The sequence below is a fragment of the Alkalimarinus coralli genome (assembly GCF_023650515.1).
GTDB classification, from domain to species: domain Bacteria; phylum Pseudomonadota; class Gammaproteobacteria; order Pseudomonadales; family Oleiphilaceae; genus Alkalimarinus; species Alkalimarinus coralli.
In genome coordinates this window covers 2,619,181-2,637,831 of sequence record NZ_CP096016.1, presented here as the reverse complement: position 1 = coordinate 2,637,831, position 18,651 = coordinate 2,619,181, and the positions used below count along the sequence as shown (strand labels likewise).

Annotated in this window: 17 protein-coding genes; 11 read left to right on the top strand and 6 right to left on the bottom strand. The window is 46.4% G+C overall.

All coding sequences use genetic code 11. The annotated features are described in order from the left end of the window. Positions 1-50: 50 nt before the first annotated feature. From bioD to MY523_RS11670, 5 genes are all read left to right on the top strand, one after another. Positions 51-740, top strand: coding sequence for a dethiobiotin synthase (bioD, locus tag MY523_RS11690; RefSeq protein ID WP_250654881.1), 690 nt, complete (start codon positions 51-53; stop codon positions 738-740). Between the two features lie 141 nt (positions 741-881). Continuing rightward, on the top strand, positions 882-1,124 hold the full coding sequence (locus tag MY523_RS11685) for a hypothetical protein (RefSeq protein ID WP_250654880.1): 243 nt from the start codon (positions 882-884) through the stop codon (positions 1,122-1,124). 50 nt (positions 1,125-1,174) lie between these two features. Further along, complete coding sequence (locus tag MY523_RS11680) at positions 1,175-2,197, top strand: putative metalloprotease CJM1_0395 family protein (RefSeq protein WP_250654879.1); 1,023 nt, start codon at positions 1,175-1,177, stop codon at positions 2,195-2,197. 652 nt (positions 2,198-2,849) lie between these two features. Next, a complete protein-coding gene (locus MY523_RS11675) occupies positions 2,850-4,637 on the top strand; it encodes an acyl-CoA dehydrogenase C-terminal domain-containing protein (protein ID WP_250654878.1) in 1,788 nt (595 codons plus the stop codon). A 338-nt stretch (positions 4,638-4,975) separates the two neighbouring features. After that, on the top strand, positions 4,976-6,766 hold the full coding sequence (locus MY523_RS11670; RefSeq protein ID WP_250654877.1) for an acyl-CoA dehydrogenase C-terminal domain-containing protein: 1,791 nt from the start codon (positions 4,976-4,978) through the stop codon (positions 6,764-6,766). Between the two features lie 76 nt (positions 6,767-6,842). On the opposite strand, the gene MY523_RS11665 is transcribed toward MY523_RS11670, so the two are convergent. The 5 genes from MY523_RS11665 to leuS all read right to left on the bottom strand — a co-directional run bounded on the left by MY523_RS11665 (position 6,843) and on the right by leuS (position 12,502). Further along, positions 6,843-7,481 (bottom strand): endonuclease, encoded by a 639-nt coding sequence (locus MY523_RS11665; protein WP_250654876.1) that lies wholly within the window; start codon positions 7,479-7,481, stop codon positions 6,843-6,845. Positions 7,482-7,806: 325 nt separating this feature from the next. After that, positions 7,807-8,070, bottom strand: coding sequence for a hypothetical protein (locus tag MY523_RS11660; RefSeq protein WP_250654875.1), 264 nt, complete (start codon positions 8,068-8,070; stop codon positions 7,807-7,809). A 147-nt stretch (positions 8,071-8,217) separates the two neighbouring features. After that, positions 8,218-9,246 (bottom strand): DNA polymerase III subunit delta, encoded by a 1,029-nt coding sequence (holA, locus tag MY523_RS11655; RefSeq protein ID WP_250654874.1) that lies wholly within the window; start codon positions 9,244-9,246, stop codon positions 8,218-8,220. Positions 9,247-9,330: 84 nt separating this feature from the next. Next, the gene (locus MY523_RS11650) at positions 9,331-9,867 is read right to left on the bottom strand and encodes an LPS-assembly lipoprotein LptE (RefSeq protein ID WP_250654873.1); all 537 of its coding nucleotides are present in this window, start codon (positions 9,865-9,867) and stop codon (positions 9,331-9,333) included. A 49-nt stretch (positions 9,868-9,916) separates the two neighbouring features. After that, positions 9,917-12,502, bottom strand: a complete 2,586-nt coding sequence (gene leuS / locus MY523_RS11645; RefSeq protein WP_250658813.1) for a leucine--tRNA ligase — start codon at positions 12,500-12,502, stop codon at positions 9,917-9,919. 246 nt (positions 12,503-12,748) lie between these two features. On the opposite strand from leuS, the gene MY523_RS11640 reads away from it, so the two are divergent. Both MY523_RS11640 and MY523_RS11635 read left to right on the top strand, forming a co-directional pair. After that, on the top strand, positions 12,749-13,303 hold the full coding sequence (locus MY523_RS11640) for a zinc ribbon-containing protein (protein WP_250654872.1): 555 nt from the start codon (positions 12,749-12,751) through the stop codon (positions 13,301-13,303). Positions 13,304-13,671: 368 nt separating this feature from the next. Next, positions 13,672-14,145: a DUF4062 domain-containing protein gene (locus MY523_RS11635; RefSeq protein ID WP_250654871.1), complete on the top strand. Its 474-nt coding sequence runs from the start codon at positions 13,672-13,674 to the stop codon at positions 14,143-14,145. A 225-nt stretch (positions 14,146-14,370) separates the two neighbouring features. On the opposite strand, the gene MY523_RS11630 is transcribed toward MY523_RS11635, so the two are convergent. Then, positions 14,371-15,357, bottom strand: a complete 987-nt coding sequence (locus tag MY523_RS11630) for a transposase (protein WP_250654870.1) — start codon at positions 15,355-15,357, stop codon at positions 14,371-14,373. A gap of 164 nt (positions 15,358-15,521) precedes the next feature. On the opposite strand from MY523_RS11630, the gene MY523_RS11625 reads away from it, so the two are divergent. From MY523_RS11625 to ltrA, 4 genes are all read left to right on the top strand, one after another. Next, positions 15,522-16,118: a class I SAM-dependent methyltransferase gene (locus MY523_RS11625; RefSeq protein WP_250654869.1), complete on the top strand. Its 597-nt coding sequence runs from the start codon at positions 15,522-15,524 to the stop codon at positions 16,116-16,118. An 83-nt stretch (positions 16,119-16,201) separates the two neighbouring features. Further along, positions 16,202-16,711 (top strand): hypothetical protein, encoded by a 510-nt coding sequence (locus MY523_RS11620; RefSeq protein WP_250654868.1) that lies wholly within the window; start codon positions 16,202-16,204, stop codon positions 16,709-16,711. A gap of 358 nt (positions 16,712-17,069) precedes the next feature. Beyond that, entirely contained in the window at positions 17,070-17,234 is a 165-nt protein-coding gene (locus tag MY523_RS11615; protein ID WP_250654867.1) for a hypothetical protein, read from the top strand. A 35-nt stretch (positions 17,235-17,269) separates the two neighbouring features. Next, a complete protein-coding gene (gene ltrA / locus MY523_RS11610; RefSeq protein ID WP_250654866.1) occupies positions 17,270-18,601 on the top strand; it encodes a group II intron reverse transcriptase/maturase in 1,332 nt (443 codons plus the stop codon). Positions 18,602-18,651: the final 50 nt, after the last annotated feature.

Here is an 18,651-nt window from a genome sequence, read left to right as displayed (position 1 = left end):
CAAAGCCGGTTCTGCACAAGCTCAGTTAAATCAATAAAGAGTAATTAACTATGGCAAAAACGTTTTTTGTGACTGGAACTGATACCGATGTGGGTAAGACGATTGTTTCTGCCGCCTTGCTAGAGGCAGCCAAACAAAAGGGGTTGCAAACACTAGCCATTAAGCCTGTTGCAGCGGGCTGTGACATTACCGATGAAGGTTTGAGGAATAGCGATGCGCTGTTACTTCAGGAGCATATGACGCTGGATCTTCCATACGCACAAGTAAACCCTGTTGCGTTAGACGCTCCAGCCGCACCGCACATTGTAGCGGCGGGTCAAGGAAAAGCGTTATCGGTATCTCGTCTGGTCGGTTATTGTAGAGGCGCGTTGATGACAAAACACGACCTTTCGCTTATTGAAGGGGCAGGAGGGTGGCGAGTCCCACTTAACGCGCGTGAGACATTGGCTGACCTGCCTTGTGAATTAAACATTCCAGTCATTCTGGTGGTGTCGGTAAAGTTAGGCTGTATTAATCATGCGCTACTGACAGCAGAAGCAATTCGACGGGATGGATTGCCTATTGCGGGCTGGGTGGCAAACCGCGTCACTTCAGAGCCTATCGATTTCGAACATGAAAATATCGAAACGTTGCGATCTGCGTTGCCTGCACCTTGCCTGGGAGTGCTGCCATACTCTTCGCCCCTGTCAATTGAAACGCTGGCTAAAAGCCTTTCAATTGACGCGCTAAACTGTGAATAACCGCGCGTTATGTAGAGTTAGTAATCGCTTGTTGGTTGAAAATTGTACTATTAAGTGCTTTAATTGCCATGGGTATTGTTGTGTCTGGCGTTTGACCTTGGTATAGACGTCCAGAGAAGTAACAGCAGAATTGAGGTGTCTATGAGTATTGGTTCAGTTTTAAATACCGGCATACAAGGTGTTCAAACAGGTGTACGAGGCATGGAACAGGCTGCACAGGAGATTGTGCAGGCAGGTTCCAGCAACAGCACAAACGGTGGTGCTGGAGACTTCGTGGAACCGATTATGGATCTTAAGCTCTATGAAAATTCTGTTGAAGCGTCTGCCAAGGTGATTAAAACGGCAGATGAAATGATCGGCACACTGCTTGATACTATGGCGTAAAGCCCTAGGTTGAGCTAACTGTCAGTATAGTTTTGTGGGAGGTGAAGCCGTTGCAGATTACGAATGCTAGCGTTCCTTTCCCAAATGCTGTCGCACCGTTCTCTCCAAAGGTAGATCAGCCCAGTTCGGGCGTCACAAAAGATATACTCGCCTCAAGCTTCGCTCCTTTAAATGAAACCCAAACAGTTTCTGCGTCTCAAAATAGTCTAAGTGAAAGAAACGTTGTATATAGCCCTGAGTCGTTGGTTCAATCTGTTGGTGAGGCAGGACAGGAACCGGTCACCGGTGTTGCGCCGCAAACGATTGGCAATGCGCCAGAGCCGTCGACGAGTGGCGCTGTCAGCCTTTCACCTGAAGGCAGTGGCTCAAGAGCCTCTGATGAGGGAAGCAATGAAGCTGCAACAGGGACGGTTAATGGTGACGCTGCCCCAGATGCTGAGCAAGGGGACGTAAGCGGTGCCAATTCGACTCCAGGTTCCTCATCAAGCACCGAAGAAGGGACTTCTGAACAGCCTGATTCATTTGGTGGTTTAACGCCTGAAGAGCAAGAGATTGTCAGTGAACTGGCGGCAAGAGACCGAGAAGTGCGTACCCATGAGCAGCAACATCAGGCGGTGGGTGGACAATATGCCGGATCGGCCAGTTACTCCTATCAGGTGGGGCCTGATGGTGTTCAATATGCCATTGGTGGAGAGGTGTCCATTGACATATCAGAAGTACCTAATAATCCCCAGGCAACGATTGATAAAATGCGCATTGTGCAGAGTGCCGCGCTGGCACCGGCAGAACCGTCCGCTCAGGATCGCTCGGTGGCCTCTACTGCAAGCAGGATTATATTGCAGGCGCAGGCTGAATTAGCCTCTCAGCGGTCTGAGGAACTGCAAGCCAGCCGAGACGAAGTCCAGCAGCGGCAGATAGAGGCGGCTGAGGCGCGAGAGCAGCAGCAAGAACGCCAGGATGACGCACGAACCTCGGTTTCAGAGGGCGTTCGTACGTACGAAAGTCTGGTGGAGCTGGGCCAGCAATTTGAAAACGGTTTAACGCCTGCTGTTAACCTTGATGAAGTCGTCTGATTTACCCCCCCTGAAATACTTAACTCCCTTATTTAGTCGCTGATATCTACCTGTAAACGCGATGACTTTCCCGTCTTAATCCCAATACTCTTTCCCTCTTGGTACCTTCAGTATTACGTTTGTTAACAAAAAAAACCGGGATGCAGAAAATCGCCGCCACTATGTCGCTTTAGGGCTGTAACTCACTGAAAATAATACGCAATAAGAATATAGTCAGTAAATAAATGGCCTGCTACAAGGGGAAATATCATTGGCAAAAACTGAATTTTTACTCTAAACAAAGGTATTGTTTCTTGACAATTGGTTAAAGCAAACGTATGTTTCAAACAGTTGTTTGATATAAGGGTGTGGTACACATGTCCTTATCGTATTCGAATCATGTCCTTGTCGTATTCGAATATAGTATTTGAATACAATACTTGAAACAGTATTTGAATAGGTACGTTTAACCTTGGTGAGAAGTTCTTAGTCTCTATTATTAGAATGCTCCACTCACTGTGCCGTTGTAAATGTTATTGCGAAAAACAGACAGCCTAAGCGGTTTATTTAGCAGTGATGCCAAACCGAAACAAAAGGTCTAAGCATCACTCAATGTTGATAAACCGCTTGAGTTGTTTATCGCATAACCCAGATAAATTCGAGGTAAAAGAGTATGCCAGAATATAAAGCCCCCCTTCGTGAAATCAACTTTGTAATGAAAGAGCTTCTCGATAGTGAAAAACACTATGAGAGTTTTCCAGGTGGAGCAGAAGCCTCACCAGAGATGGTTGATGCAATTATCGGTGAAGGTGCAAAATTTTGTGAAGAAGTACTGGCGCCATTAAACACGGTTGGTGATGAAGAAGGTTGTACTCTAACAGAAAATGGCGTTACCACGCCTACAGGCTTCAAAGAAGCTTACCAGCAGTTTGTTGAAGGTGGATGGCCAACATTAAGTGCTGACACCAACTACGGTGGTCAGGGCTTGCCAGAGTCTTTGAACATTGTTGTAAGTGAAATGGTTGGTACTGCTAACTGGTCTTGGGGTATGTACCCAGGCTTGAGCCACGGTGCAGTAAATACTGTGAGCGAGTTTGGTACTGACGAGCAGAAAGAAACATACCTGACTAAGCTGGTTACAGGTGAGTGGACAGGTACCATGTGTTTGACTGAGCCTCATTGTGGTTCTGACCTAGGTATTCTGCGCACTAAAGCTGAACCAAATGCAGACGGTTCATACAGCATTACAGGCACAAAAATCTTTATCTCGGCTGGTGATCACGACATGACGGACAATATTGTTCATATCGTGTTGGCACGCCTACCAGATGCGCCTCAGGGCACCAAAGGTATTTCTCTGTTTATCGTTCCCAAGTTCTTGCCAGAAAACGGTGAAGCGAACGCAGTAACGTGTGGTTCTTTAGAGCACAAAATGGGTATCCATGGTAACGCAACGTGCGTTATGAACTTTGATGGATCAAAAGGTTGGTTGATCGGCCCTGAAAACAAAGGTCTGAACTGCATGTTCACGTTCATGAACACTGCACGTATCGGTACTGCTCTACAGGGTGTTGGTGCTGCTGAAGGCTCTTTCCAGGGCGCGATTGCATACGCTAAAGACCGTTTGGCCATGCGCTCATTAACAGGAATTAAAAACCCTGATGGTGCTGCTGATCCGATCATCGTACACCCAGACGTACGTCGTATGTTGTTAACTCAGAAGGCTATTGCTGAAGGTTCGCGTGCAATGTGCTACTTCTCAGCACAACAGGCTGACTTGGTGCATGGTTCAGACTCAGAAGAAGTTCGTAAAGCGGCCGATGACATGCTTGGTTTTATGACGCCAATCTTGAAAGCGTTTATCACTGAAGTAGGTTATGAAGCTGCTAACCACGGTATGCAGGTATTTGGTGGGCACGGCTTTATCTCTGAGTGGGGTATGGAGCAGATTGTTCGTGATACCCGTATCTCGTTGATGTACGAAGGAACAACCGGTATACAGGCTCTTGACCTGCTGGGTCGTAAAGTACTTATGACTCAGGGTGCTGCACTTAAGCAGTTCACCAAGCTTGTTCACGTATTCTGCAAAGAGAATGCTGACAACGAAGAGATGAAGCAGTTTGTTGAGCCACTACAGACACTTAACAAAGAGTGGGGCGATCTGACCATGAAGGTTGGTATGGCTGCAATGAAGAATCGTGATGAGGTAGGTTCTGCTTCTGTAGATTACTTGATGTACTCTGGTTATGTGACAATGGCATACTTCTGGGCGCGTATGGCTCTTGTAGCGCAGCAGAAGTTGGCTGAAGGAACGACTGAAACCGGTTTCTATACTGCCAAGGTTCAGACCGCTCAGTTCTACTTCAAGCGCTTATTGCCACGAACTAAAGCACACGCAGAGATGATGGTTGCTGGTTCTGACTCAGTAATGGCGATGGAAGAAGAAAACTTTATCTTCTAAGCATTGCTCGATAAAAAAACCCGCGAAAGCGGGTTTTTTTATGCCTGCTATTTGGCAATAGGCTAATCGCTGAGATCAAAATGATGGTTTGCTGACTGATTGGCTTGGGCAAATAAAGTGAAAATGCGAGTTTTGCCTTTCTTGATAGGAACTCATATTGAAATCAGGTAAAATGCTGGGTTGTACTGACTGATACAGATTGATAATTGAGTGCTTGTTCAAACTAAGGTACATCAAGGTTGTTCATCTGTATAGGCAGTACGATAAGGTGAATAGAAAGTAAATTTGAGAGTGGTATATCCATACCGTTAAACACAGTCACAATAGAGGAAACGTAAATGGCTGAGTATCAAGCGCCATTGCGCGATATGCGCTTCGTTCTTAATGAAGTCTTTGAAGCAGATAAGTTATGGGCTTCTTTGGCAGGGACTCAGGACACGGTTGACCCTGAAACAGCAGAAGCAATACTGGAAGAAGCAGGCAAAATAACTGCGTCTTTGATTGCACCTTTGAGCCGCGAAGGGGATGAAGAAGGCTGTACTTGGCATGAGGCGGGTGTGAATACACCAACTGGCTACAAAGAAGCCTACAAGACATTTATTGAAGGTGGTTGGTGTGGCCTGAGTGGTAATGCTGATTATGAAGGCATGGGTATGCCCAAAATGCTGGGTGCGCAGTACGAAGAAATGCTGTATTCATCTGATATCTCATTCGGTCTGTATGCATGTTTGACATCAGGTGCATGTCTTGCCATCGACGCTCATGCGACTGAAGAGCTTAAACAGAAATATTTGCCAAAAATGTATTCTGGCGAATGGGCGGGTGCGATGGACTTGACTGAGCCTCATTCAGGCACAGACCTTGGCATGATCCGTACTAAAGCCGTTGAAAATGGTGATGGAAGCTACTCGATTACTGGGACAAAAATATTCATTACAGGTGGTGAGCAAGACTTAAGTGAGAATATTATTCACTTAGTTTTGGCTAAGTTGCCGGGTGCACCTGCCGGTTCTCGTGGTATCTCACTGTTTTTGGTGCCTCGTAACTCTGTTGATGAAAATAATGTTGTTGGTGAGAACAACAAGGTAACCTGTGGTTCTATTGAGCACAAGATGGGTATCAAGGCATCAGCCACCTGTGTTATGAACTTTGATGGCGCTCAGGGTTGGTTAGTCGGCGAAGAGAATAAAGGCTTGGCTGCAATGTTCACTATGATGAACTACGAGCGTCTAAGTGTAGGTATTCAAGGGTTCGCGGCTGCAGAACGCTCTTATCAGAATGCTGTTGAATATGCGAAAGATCGCATTCAGGGCCGTGCGCCGACTGGTGTGGTTCTGGCCGATAAAGAAGCTGACCCCATCATTGTTCATCCTGATGTTCGTCGTATGCTTATGACAATGAGAGCATACACCGAAGGTAGCCGAGCATTCTCGACGTATGTTGCTTCTTTCCTTGATGTTGCCAAGTTTTCTGATGATGCAGAGCAGAAGAAGAAAGCAGACGCAATGGTTGCGCTGTTAACGCCGATAGCTAAAGCCTATATGACGGATCGTGCACTGGAAAGCTGTATAGCTGGCCAACAGGTCTTTGGTGGACACGGATTTATTCGAGAGTGGGGCCAAGAGCAGTTAGTACGTGATACTCGTATTACCCAAATTTATGAAGGAACCAATGGCATTCAGTCTCTTGACTTGATGGGGCGTAAAGTCGTTTCAAATGGCGGTAAGCTGTACGAACTATTCGCAACTGAAGTTTCTGAGTTTGTTGAAGCTAATGCTGGTAATGATGCACTTGCGTCATACATCAAGCCTCTGGCGGTTGCCATTGAGCGATTGTCTGATGTGACAGAGTTTGTTATCAACTCAGCCGCGGAAGATGCAAATGCTATTGGTGCTGCGTCAGTTGAGTATTTGGAGTTGTTCGGTCTTACTGCTTATGCATATATGTGGGCTCGAATGGCTGCAGTTGCTGCGCCAAAGGCTGGTAGCGATACCAGTGGCTTTTACGAAGCTAAGCTTAAAACAGCTAACTTCTTCTTTAGCCGTTTGTTACCTCGTTCAGCTTATCTTTCAGAGAGCATTCGTTCTGGTAGTGAGGATATGATGTCGCTAGATGCTGAAGCGTTTTAATCGGTGATGTGACTTCTATGAAACAAAAAAGGCGATCATAAGATCGCCTTTTTTGTGTCTGTTTGTCGTTATTTGGCTAAAGTGAATTTGCTCTCTCAGGGGTGTTGATAAATGGGTTTTCATTACCCTGAATTTCACCCACGCGCTTATTTCTTGCTATTTCTTCTTCGCTTGGAGGGTCAGCCCTGTTCCAGCGTTTTAGGTCATCAATAGCCCCCATGATAGGGAGTTTGTAGGTGTCGTGCATGTACAGAATTGCCCGCGCGATATCACCCTTAATTTCTTCGGGGGGTTGCAGAAGCTGGAATGAGCGACGGAACCCGCAATTCTCTATTTCAACTTCATCGCCTAGCTCTCCGAAGCGGGCATTTTTTCGCTTGAGCTCAAAGCGTGAATCAGCAGGTACTATATTGTGAAGGTCTGAGGTTATCTGGCGGTACTGTTCGCTTTCGTTTCGGCACTGTCTGGGTGTGCCACAGGCAAGGTGGTCACGAACCCATCCGGTTGAGTAAATATGGCTGTCTGTGACTAAAACATTCTTTTTAGTAAAAGGCTTTTTGCAATAAAAGGTGGTGCCGCCATCTTTATACAGCTCGCCCCAAAAGTACTTTTTTAATGTTTCTTTAGGATCGTTAAACCTTGTTTGCGCCTGCGCAGAGGTGCAAAAAGCTAAAAATACAATAAGTGATAGAAAAATACCTGTTCTTTTTATCATAAAGCCGACTCGTTTCTGCTGGTATATATTAAAACTGGTTTTGTGAAGAGTGGCTGCCAACCAAATTACTTTGCTTGATAATTAACGTGTAGCTTACAAAATGCTAACGCGCACTTTGCAAGTTGTTTATTATTTTCAATTTTAAGTATAGTTTAAAACCTTAGCTCATGAATTGAAAGACTGTTTTATTGTTTTACAATGTGTTTGAGCTGCGTTATCGGTTGTAACACTAATTCGTCAACGATATTAGAGCTTGGATGGATAAGACGTTGGGTTATGAGGTCTGCCAGCTAATGGAATATCGTATGCTGGCAGAGGAGTGATATTAAATTTTGGCTTTAACTCTTTCGTAGCCCTCTTTGATCTGGTGACCCAGTTCCTTGGCCGAGTCCATAATATCTCGTCCAGCGGTCTCGGCTTCTTTGCCGATATCTGACATCTTATCTAGCAGTTGATTCCACTTTTCTTCCAGTTCGTCCAAATCGTCTTTGATGTCTTCTTTGGCAAGGTGTAATTGTACGTTTATTTCATCTCGCTGCTGCTTGATCGCATCAGAAATTGATTTTAGTTCGTCGTGTAATGTAGACATGTCGACCTCCTTGAGTTTGCAAAAGCGCTATCTAATATAGGAACTTCTATATACATCCTTTATCTGTAATAACATACTTTGATTCAGTCTTGAGTCAATGATTTGGGTCAATCAGTGTTAAGGGAGTGATAGGGGTGGGGCGGCTTGTTAGATTGCAGAAAGATTTACAGGCTGCCCACTTAATATCAGTACAAATTCAGCCAATAGTTCCCAGCTTGAGCCATATTGCTTGTTCCCTTTGATGCTTTGATCTATGCGCTCTGATAACTTAATAAGGTGGTTGAGTTGCTGAACGGATAGCCTTGCTGCTGATCGACTCAGTAAATTCTGCCGTTTGGCGATAACGCGGTGAGCTGAAAAAACGGGTTTTTGGGGTGTTCCTTGTCGATTGCAGCTAGATAGCTCGTAGATTACCCTCAGGTCTCTGGTCAGTGCCCAAAGTATGACGGGGGGTTCTGTGCCTTCCGACTTTAACCCTTGTAGTATATGTAGTGCATGCTTGGTTTGTCCTTTGACGCACTCGTCTGTGAGGTTGAATATGTCAAAGCGGGCGCTATCAGCGACGCTCTGGCTCACTTGCTCTGGTGTAATCTGCCCATCTGGGCAGAGTAGTGCCAGCTTTTCCAGCTCTTGTTTGGCTGCAAGCAGGTTTCCTTCAACACGCTCTGCCAATAGGGATAGTGATTCTTGATCAAGGGTTAGGCCTATTTGGCGGCTTCTGGCTTGTATCCAGCTGGGGAGCTGCTCTCCACTAACGGGCCAAAGAGTGACAATGCTGCCGATTTTATCGATAGCGCTAACCCACTTTCTTTTTTGGGTTGCAGCGTCGAGCCTGCAGGTGATAACGATTAAAACGGTATCTTCCGATGTTGCCTGGCAAAACTGTTCTATTGCCTTGCTTCCTTTGTCTCCGGGTTTGCCGTTATCTAACCTGATCTCGATAATTTTTTTGTCACCGAAAAGAGATAGACTACCTGCTTCTTCGAGTAGCTGGTTCCAGTCAAACTGGCGATCAGCGTGCCAACTTAAGCGTTCTGTAAACCCCTCTTTTCGGCACGTTCTTCTGACTTCGTCGCACGCCTCCTGCACCAGTAGTGCTTCATCCCCATTGATCAGGTAAACCGGAAGCAACTGGTTGGATAGGTGACCTTTTAGCTGTTCAGGTTTAAGTTTCATTTATTGGCCTTTAATGTGACTTATCAATAGGCATGGGTGTCTGGTGCTTGTTTCTTAAGTGCGCGGCTTTACTAATCCGTACTATCAGCTTTCTTGTGAGGCTCTGATTTGATCGATTTTTAGTTTGTTATAGGGAGAGAGTCGGCTGATTATTTTATAGGCTAATTGTTTGTTGAGTTGTTCTTTAACTTGTTCTTCTTCTCGTGTTTTGCTGATGACGTTATCTTCATCAAATCGATAGCTCTGCCTTGCGGAGGTCGACGTGTCTTTAATAATGACGGTTTGGTCGGCAGCAACAAGGTTAAATGTTGCCTTATTAGTAACCTCATATTCGACAGCGACTGCCCGGTCTGTGATAGATACGGCGCGTCGACTGCTATTCAGTGAAATGATTGTTAGGATGTAGTTAGCTGAAGCGCTATCAACCAGATTCACGCCGTTAAGTTCAAGCTGTTTAGTCAGCGATTGGCATAACGCCTTCGACAGGTCGTTGCTGCAATTCAAGCTCATTAGGCGTAGCTCGGCCGGAATGCTGGCGCTACCTCTGAGTTGAAAGCCGCACGCAGTCAGTGCAAGGGTTAACAGGGCGATTGATATTACATTTAGCTTGTTGTGGAGCATATTGGCCTCAGATGAGAAGGGGGAATAATGTTTCCCCCTATGGGTCTGCTTAGTTGGCGACGATATTAACCAGTTTTCCGGGTACGACAATGACTTTTCGTATTGTCTTGTCTTCCAAAAAGCGTTGCACGTTAGCGTCGTCCATGGCTGCTTTTTCCATGCTGGCTTTGTCTGCATCGGCAGGCATTTCAAGTTTTGCCCTGACTTTTCCGTTAATCTGTGCAACCACTTGAATTGAGTCTTTGGTCAGCGCTGACTCGTCGACTGTTGGCCATGCAGCGTCAAGTACTACATCTTCATGGCCTAGTGCTTCCCACAACGTATGACTGATGTGAGGAACAATAGGGGAGAGCAGCAGTGTGGCAGCTTCTAGCGCCTCATGAAGTACGGCTCGACCTTGCTCACTGGTATCACTGTATTTGTTGACCTGATTCATCAATTCCATTACCGCAGCAATCGAGGTATTGAAGGTTAGGCGGCGACTGATATCATCGCTGACTTTTGAGATGGTCTCATGTGTCTTGCGTCTAAGCGCTTTCTGGCTATCGTTAAGCTGATTAATCTGAAGCGGCTCGACATCTCCCAGCTCTGTGTGGCTGTGAACGGCTTTCCAAAGTCGCTTCAAGAATCGGTGAGCCCCTTCAACAGCACTGTCGGACCACTCTAATGACTGCTCCGGCGGTGCAGCAAACATCATAAACAGTCTTACGGTATCTGCGCCGTATTTGTCGATAATCATTTGAGGGTCGATGCCGTTATTTTTTGACTTCGACATCTTGCCTGTACCGGCATGTAGAACTTCTTCACCATCTACCGTGCTTTTGTATCTTACGACCTTGCCTTTGTCATCGTGTTCAGCTTCGACATCTTGTGGAGATATCCACTGCTTACCGCCGCCTTCTTCGTCACGGTAATAGGTTTCTGCCAGAACCATGCCCTGGCAAAGCAAGCGCTTAAATGGCTCGTCTGAGTTAACAAGACCGACATCTCGAAGCAATTTATGGAAGAAACGCGCGTACAGCAAGTGAAGGATTGCGTGCTCAATACCACCAATATACTGGTCAACTGGCAGCCAGTAGTTTGCTGCATCACTATCAAGCATTACGTTGTCGTTATTTGGGCTGCAATAACGAGCGTAATACCATGAAGACTCCATAAAGGTGTCAAAGGTATCGGTTTCTTGCAGTGCAGGCTGTCCGTTATAGGTTGTTTTAGCCCACTCCGGGTCGCTTTTAATAGGTGATTTGACGCCATCTAACACCACGTCTTCGGGAAGTTTAACCGGTAAATCTTCCAGGGGCACGGGCACGGCGGAACCATCTTCCAACGTCATCATTGGAATCGGTGTTCCCCAATAACGCTGACGGGACACGCCCCAGTCGCGCAACCGGTAGTTAATGGTTTTGTGGCCTTTCCCTTCGGCATTCAGGTGCTCGGCTATCTGATCAAATGCCTCTTCAGAGGTTAAACCGGTAAATTTGCCAGATGAAACCAGAATGCCTTTTTCTGTGTAGGCGCTTTCCTGAATATCTATCTCAGTGCCATCTTTTGGCGAGATCACCTGTTTCACAGGCAGACCAAATGCCAATGCGAACTCATGGTCGCGCTCGTCATGGCCCGGTACCGACATGACTGCACCAGAACCGTATTCCATGAGTACAAAGTTAGCAACCCACACAGGTACGTCTTCACCAGTGATTGGGTGAACAACCGTTAAACCCGTTGCCATGCCTTTCTTTTCCATTGTGGCCATGTCTGCTTCGGCCATTTTGGTGTTTTTGCACTCGTCGAGAAAGTTTTGTAGTTCAACGTTGTTCTCAGCCTGCTGCAGTGCCAACGGGTGCTGAGCTGCGACCGCGACATATGTGACGCCCATTAAGGTATCTGGGCGTGTAGTGTAGACCGTCAACTCTTCTTCACTGTCTTTCAGAGAGAAGTTAAGTTCGACACCTTCAGAGCGGCCTATCCAGTTGCGCTGCATGGTTTTTACTTGTTCTGGCCAGTCGTCCAGCTGATCGAGGTCGTTGAGCAGTTCTTCAGCATAATCAGTAATCTTGATGAACCACTGCGGGATCTCTTTGCGCTCGACAAGAGCGCCTGATCGCCACCCTCTACCGTCAACGACTTGCTCATTAGCCAGCACTGTCTGGTCGACCGGGTCCCAGTTAACGGTCGCATTTTTTTTGTAAACCAACCCCTTCTCATACAGCTTGGTGAAGAACCACTGTTCCCACTTGTAGTACTCAGGTCGGCAGGTTGCCAGCTCACGATTCCAGTCATAACCAAAGCCTAACTGGTTAAGCTGGTTCTTCATGTACTCAATGTTCTCGTAGGTCCACTTAGCGGGGGCGACCTTGTTGTTGATGGCTGCGTTTTCTGCGGGGAGACCAAATGCATCCCAGCCCATGGGCTGCATGACATTCTTCCCTTGCATACGTTGATAGCGCGAGATTACATCGCCAATGGTATAGTTGCGAACGTGCCCCATGTGGAGCTTTCCGCTGGGGTATGGGAACATCGAGAGACAGTAGTATTTTTCTTTGCTTTCATCTTCAACGACCTGAAAGCTCTTGTTTTCTGCCCAGAAATTTCTAGCCTGCTCTTCGATTTGTTGAGGTTTGTATTGTTCTTCCATTGTTCCTGCTTTCGTTGTCATCAACTTACTACGCCATCTGATGAGACTGAAATCTATTGTTCTTATTCAGCCTGCTGAGAATTTATGCCTTGGATCAAGTGTGCCATTTTTAAAATGTGCCAGACTTAATTCGAAGTATGTACTTTCTATGGCGTTTGGCATGTTATAACTGCTCTAGTTAAAACTGTCCAAACAAAAGGCGATATTCTAACCTACTAATAGGAATACAGGTAGGGGGAAAAGGCGATGACTACACCAGAATTACCAAAACATTCAGAACAAGCGGCTACCGTGTATAACCGGATTCTGGAGAGGATAGACGACTCAATAGCCGATATTGAAGAGCGCACCTGGGAGACTCTCAAGCAAGAGATCGATGACGCGGTTGAATTTGAATATGATGTTGCAGAATTAACGCGGGATGAAATCGACTTGCTGGGCGCTTATATCAAGCGTGATCTGAAAGACCTATATCACCATGTTGCCGAGACGGGTGAAGGGGTCAAAGAGTGGTTAAAGCTTGATCTTGCGCTGGTAGAAAAGAAAGTGAAAGATACGCTTTTATCGATTGCTGATAAAAGTGTGGTTGAACAGACCGCGTTGGAACAAAAAATAGAGCACAAGCCGGGCGACTATATGAGTGGCGAGCTAGCATGTGCTGGAATGCTGAGATGCCTGGGCTGTGGCTATATGATGTGTCTGACAGACAATACTCATATTGAAGATTGCCATCAATGTGGTGGCCACTACTTCCGGCGTGTTACGTCACGCTGGCCGCGTGACCCTGAGGCAGAATCCTAGTAACTGGATTCGGTATATTTCTCTAGTAGAGGTGAGGTTATCGTTGGCCGTGTCTTTCATTTAAGCCTTGATGAAGGGGTTCACAGCCATCTGCTATCCCTTTTTCGTGGGGCGACTGATATTATCCTTCTTAACGAAGCCGTATAGCGGCAGATAGACTCGTAGAAGGTAAGTCGGGAGTAGATCAAGTAACGACCACTATCGACCAAAATGACCTACGGGAGAATCTAACAGCTCGTTGATACGGAAAGCTAGAGACTGGTGGATGCGTTGAGGTTGGTTAAGTTAAAAACAACGCGATGATCCTTTGTTTCGAGGGGCTTCCGCATAACTCAGTTTGTTAGGCATCAAAAGGAGTGGTCCATCTGATGGATAAAAGGTACCAGGTTTTTATTTCGTCAACGTTTGTCGATCTTATAGATGAAAGGCAAGCTGTACTGAAATCCATATTGGAAATGGACCATATGCCAGCGGGTATGGAGCTATTTCCTGCTACTGATGACACTGCATGGAATTTGATAAAAGATGTCATCGATGCCTCTGATTATTATGTCCTTATTGTAGGGGGTAGATATGGTTCGCTAAATGAGGAAGGGATAGGTTTCACCGAAAAGGAATATCAATATGCGATATCAACTAAAAAACCGGTTATTCCTCTTCTACATGAAAATCCTGATAACCTTCCTAGGGACAAAACTGAAACTGATGAAGATTCATGGGAAAAACTAAAATCATTTAGACGTGAAGTTGAAGATAAGCACACTTGCGTGTACTGGAATAGTGCTGATGATTTAAAGGCTAAAGTCATAATCGGGCTTACTTCTGCCGTAAAAACGTACTAATAAGACACTCATCCTATAGAAAAATCAATAATTCATCATCCATTCGAAATTTCGCTCTCAATAACGTGAAAAAGAGTAAATCAACAGGCCATTACTCGGTTCCTGTTGGAGTCTGATAGACATTTTGTATGGTTGACGAAAAATCCGTCAGTTCGAGATCGTTATGAACCCTCAGGCGAAAACCTGGTCATCTTGGTAGGTAAGCGGGGCGTTAGAAACAGGTTATCAGGCTGACAATAGCTCCCTACAACGCTGCAACCCTCTATGTCGTTGGTAACCCAGTGTCTGATAAGCCTCTTTCATCTTGTCTTCATCGCCAACAAAGTGTTGAAAGTATTTTTCGAAGTCTTGGGTGAGCGCCTTCCATTGGCATGGCGTTAGTGCGAGTCGTTGCAATATCGGTGGCAGGTTGTGATCGATAACGCCGCGTTTGTCATCACGAGATATCTTGCCGGTCCAATCGACCAGCGCCAGGTAATCGGTGAGTTCATAGGGGAGCCCGTCTGGCATATCCTGCCGTGGATTGCCGACAAACGGTAGCATGTGCCGGGGTTGATGAGGTCGTTCAGTTGGTTGAGCACATTTGATCCGCGCTTTGACGGAGGTGTGATCAGAGGTTTCCGGCGTATCGGCTATGCCCGCGCGGATCGGGTTGAGATCCACATAGACCATACAGGCCGCCAGTGCCTTTTCATCGAGCAAGGCTTGGGATTTGAATCGCCCTTCCCAGAAGCGGCCGGTACAGTTATCTTCGTGATTGGCCTTGCGTGCGATGTGCTCATTCAGGTTACGCATGAACCAGCTGATACTGTAGAGCCTCTCCCTCCAGATTTTCACCACGCTGTCGAGTTGTTGCTGTTCGGCAGGCCCCAGCGGTTGCCCAGCGATAAACCGTTGGGATAGATGATTGCCTGCATATAGCAGGTGCCAGCGTTCGATCACCTGTTGCTTACTCCAGGATTTGGCCAGTCGCTCATTAACTCGCAGGACGGTATGAGTGTGGTTCGACATCACTGCATAGGCACATAACTCGATGGCAAATGCTTCAACCAGTTTGATCAGCCGGTCTTCAACCCATTGGCGTCGATGTTCGTAACTGACGCCGGTGTGATGATCGTCTCCACATAAGAAACTACAACGGACACAGCGGGAAACGCAATGATAGTAGGGGGTAGTGTCGAGGGCAATCAGCGTTTTTCGGGCTTTGGGCATGAGACAACTCCTTGTAAGACTGTTTACATTCCTTGTAAATGGGGCTGGTTAAATATCCAGTATTTAGAGGGTGCTGTCAACTGTTAATATGGGTGTCTTGTTTAATCGGTTTAATCGTTTTTGTTTAATCGTTTAATCTTTCTTTTACGGACAATCAGAAGCTTATGGATGAAAATACTGAAATTTGGCGTCAGTACTACGAAAAGGCATTAGCTCGCCCACATTCAAAACGTACTGAATTTGCAGCCCGACTCAATGAATCAAACCTCAAGGTAGCCACTGACTGTGGTTGTGGAACAGGCAGTGATATCGAATACCTAGAGCAACAGGGTTTTCAAGTCCATGGTTTCGATATTAACCCTGATTCGGTCGCTATTTGTAGGGACAGGTTTGGGTCAAAGTCATTAGTGGATATCGTAGAGTCTTCGTTTGAGTCATTCGACTATCCAAAATCTGGTGTAGTTATCGCAAATTCCAGTTTGTTCTTCGCTGACCCAGACCAACTTGAAGCGACCTGGAGCAATATTAAATCTTCAATTGAAATTGGTGGGGTGTTTGCTGGTGACTTTATGGGTTTCAAAGACAGTTGGGCTAAAAATTATCGCAGCCCGACAGCACCGTTATCTGACTCAGAGGTAAAGGCTTTGCTTTCAGGTTTTGAAATAGTCAGGTTCTTTGAGCGTGATGAAGAAGCGAATACTTCATTAGGTAGAATGAAGCATTGGCATACATATTCCGTGGTCGCGGTGAAGCGTACATAACAAAGGGTTTAAAACTGTTAATATGGGTGTCTTGTTTAATCGCCAAACCGGTGTTTGAAGCGTTAGGCCCAAAAGAGGATTGCATGGAACTTAAGTGTAATTGTAATTCATATGAAGATCTTCCATTGGATCTTGCTGTTATTCAACAGAGAGTTCTGGAATATCAAAGCATGAAGAAGCACCTTAAACAATTGACGCAAAAAGTTGTAGAGCGATGGATCGAGCATTATCGGTTATTCAGGTGTGAAGTATGTGGTCAGTACTGGCAGTCAGCTTTAGCTCCGCGCGATGATGAAACGTGGTATTTATTTAGAGTGCCAAATACCACTCAAAAATCGTGGAAAGAGAGGCCATATATTTCGCCAGATATGATAGTTTTATATTTGGAAGCTAGAAGGGAATTTTTATCCAAAGATTTTGGTTTAAGCTCAAAATTGTGCAAAGTTGATGGTTGTAAGGAATTTGCAATTTCGGGTTTAAATAAATGCCAATATCATCAATTCTTGCAAATAGAAGGTCAGGAAGAAATGGATAATTTATTAAACAAAAGGTGGTTCGGTCCATATAGTCCTGACCTAATAAAAAATGCCTAACAAGTGCATGCTACGGACAAAAAACAGCTGTCACCTTTTCCGCATTTACGCTGCGCGGGCGCAAAAGCCGCCAGCTGTTTCTTGCCGCAGATGCAGGCGTGTGTGCCAGGCATGGCACTTAACTAGTTGGGTGAAAGTCCCGATACCAGGTATTCGCAGAGCCGAAGGTTAGCCAAAGGGCAAGGGCCAACTCGTGAGGGGCGGTCTGAAGGAAGCTCAAGGCAAATTCGCGGGGCGATGAACAAGAACCCAATAAGAGGTGTGACGTATTCGGGGCCAGTGGGCACGTGACCATTAAGCCCTCCATCTGCAATCGGGATACGTTTTATAAATTGGGCGTCTACGCGAGGAAAGTTAAGTGTCTTACCCTGGGAGGTCTCCTGATGTTGCGCTGGGACGCTGCGTGCAGCTGAAAACCGCTGAGGGTCGAGCAATTGACCCCGACCGCACAGGAGAAGTCAGCAGAGGGCATAGTACCGGTGATTACTCGGCTGGATTTTTTTTTCCAGAAGTGAATGTCTAAGGGAAGGCCCGAACGGTGCCCTTTATCGGGTTTAAATGAAGAGAGTAGTTATTGAAACAATGGATCTAGGTATGGCATCCGAACAGGATGAAACCCAGGTTGGGTTATTCAAAGAAGACGCTCCGGTTATCAATGATCAACTGATGGAACGGGTGCTGGAACGTGAAAACCTCCAACGTGCTTTCCGTCAAGTCAAACGCAACAAAGGAAGCGCGGGGATAGACGGGATGACCGTTGACGACCTGACCGCCTTTGTCAATCAACACTGGCCCAAGATTCATCAACAACTTCTGGAAGGTAACTACCGGCCACAACCGGTCAGACAGGTAGAAATACCCAAGCCCAAAGGCGGTGTTCGGAAATTGGGTATACCAACGGTACTAGATCGCTTAATCCAACAGGCATTGCTCCAGGTCTTACAAGCAGAGTGGGACGGAAGCTTCTCCCATTTTAGCTATGGTTTTAGACCGGGCAAGTCGGCCCATCAGGCTATCCGTCAATCGCAACACTTCATCAATGAAGGGTATAAGTGGACGGTGGACATGGATCTGGAGAAGTTCTTCGACAGAGTGAACCATGACAAGCTGATGAGCCTGATTAAACGCCGAACCCAAGATAAGCGTGTTCTTAAGCTGATCAATAGCTTCCTAAAGGCAGGAGCACTAAGCGGAGACGTTTGGGTTCCAGCTTCAGAGGGTACGCCCCAAGGAGGCCCCCTTTCACCACTGTTAGCGAATGTGCTCCTGGATGAATTTGATAAAGAGCTCGAAGCGAGAGGGCACAGGTTCGTGCGCTACGCGGACGATTGTAACATCTATGTGAAGAGTGCTCGTTCAGGCGAGCGCGTGTTGGCCTCGGTCACACGCTACTTATCAAACCGGCTAAAGCTCAAAGTAAACAGTGAAAAGAGTGCAGTTGATCGACCTTGGAATCGCTCATTCCTGGGATTAACGTTTAGCCGACGAAGAAAGCGAAAGGTGAGCGACGAGTCAATACAACGTTTTAAGTATCGAGTCCGTCAAATAACCAAGCGAACCCGTGGGCGTTCCATAGAAGCAATCTACAAAGAACTTTCGGCGTACATGCGGGGCTGGAAGGCTTACTTTGGTATAGCGGAAGTAAAGTCTCCTTTATTAGACCTAGCTAAATGGGTACGGAGGAAGTTAAGATGCTATCTTTGGAAGCAATGGGGACGATCAGGCTACCGGCAGTTAAGAAAACGGGGTATAGATAGATGGCTAGCCTGGAACACGGCGAAGTCAGCGCATGGCCCGTGGCGTTTGAGTGGGAGTCCGGCGTTAAGATACGCACTGCCAACGAAGTACTTTGTGGCAGTGGGTATACCGGAACTTGTTGATCGCAAATAACTCAATCAACCGAACCGCCATGGTACGTGATCCGTATGCCTGGTGGTGTG